We start from the raw sequence: 945 nt of genomic DNA, 5'->3' as shown, positions 1-945 counted from the left end.
ACATCCCGGCCCTGGCCGGGGCGATCGAGGCGATCGGGCTGGCGATCACGGGCCTGCCCCCCAAGGCACTGGTCGCCGTCGAGGCGGCAGAGCGCGGCACCTGCCTCGGCGCCGCTCAGCCCGATTGCCATCTCGTCGCCACGGCGGAGGGCTTGGCGTTGCAACTCGCAGGCGACGCTGGCTGGTGGGATGTCCCGGCCGACGGCGTGCATTCTGTCCTCGACGCCGCCTTGCGCCGTCTCGCGGAGAGCGGGCAACGCCGGATGCGGGATCTATCCTCCACAGACAGAGGCGGCCTGGCGCTCGGTCTCGGCCTTCGCCCTGCAACGCCTCCTCCCGGCGCATCGCTGCCGCGTCCTGGCCTACTTGCCCTGAACTCACATCGTCCCACCGCTCGCGGGCAGCACGAATCCCCCCCAAGCGAAGCTTCGCCCATCGCCATCCTGGTCGACGCACCCTTCGGCCGCTGCACGGCGGACGCTCTAGAAACCCTCGCCAATACGGCAGAATCCCTCGGTGGGGAGCCTCTGCGGCTCTCGCCGACGAGGGGGTTTCTGCTTGTTGCCCCCAACGCGGCGGCGGCGGAGGCGGTGCGACCCATCCTCGCGGCGGCAGGCTTCTTGACGGAGCCGGACGATCCGAGGCGGGCGGTTGCCGCCTGTCCGGGAGCGCCAGCCTGCGCTTCCGGCTCGACGACGACGCTTGTCGATGCGGCGCGACTGGCCGACGCCTTCGAGGCCTTTTCGGCGCGAGGGCTGTCGGCCCATGTGTCGGGCTGCGCCAAGGGCTGCGCCCATCCCGCCGCCGCCTCGCTCACCCTGGTCGGAAAAGACGGCCTCTACGGCATCGTCCTCGACGGCCGGCCCGATGCGTTGCCGGCGGCCCTCCTCACTTTCGACGCGGCGCTGGAGCGCGTAAGGAGGGCCGATCCGGCCTATCCCGAAC

1 protein-coding gene is annotated in these 945 nt (G+C 71.4%); it reads left to right on the top strand.

Translation table 11 applies throughout. The features are described 5' to 3' along the window. The coding region (locus tag MBTS_RS22670) for a hypothetical protein (RefSeq protein WP_192216547.1) at nt 1–945 on the top strand (945 nt) is incomplete at both ends.

This window comes from Methylobacterium bullatum (assembly GCF_014845095.1).
Lineage (GTDB): Bacteria > Pseudomonadota > Alphaproteobacteria > Rhizobiales > Beijerinckiaceae > Methylobacterium > Methylobacterium bullatum.
This window is presented reverse-complemented; position numbering and strand designations above follow the sequence as displayed.